1 protein-coding gene is annotated in these 380 nt (G+C 65.5%); it reads right to left on the reverse strand.

The features are described from left to right. Positions 1-380: amylo-alpha-1,6-glucosidase (locus tag ACXN5W_RS30405; RefSeq protein ID WP_473161823.1), on the reverse strand; the 380-nt coding region annotated here is incomplete at both ends.

A 380-nucleotide genomic window follows, 5' to 3' on the forward strand; every position in this document is an offset into this window, starting at 1 on the left:
GCGATGAACGAATTGTCGAACGGCCACACCGTACCCGTGTGATAACCGATCGGGTTGTACCGACCCTCCCCCACCGCCAGAGTCCGGATCCCCCACCCCGAGAACAACCGATCACTCATCAGATGCCCCGCCACCGCCGCCGCCCGCTCCGGCGTCACGATCCCACTCCACAACAGATGCCCGATATTCGACGACAGGCTGTCCACCTGCCCACCCTCGGCATCCAACGCGATCGCGTAATACTCCCCGTCCGCCACCCAGAAATCCCGATTGAACCGCTCCTTCAACGCCGCCGCCTCCACCTCCAACCGATCCGCCCACACCGGATCCCCCCACACCAACCGCGCCAACCGCGCCCCCCGCACCTTCGCGTCATACGC

This window comes from Plantactinospora sp. A48 (assembly GCF_055793945.1).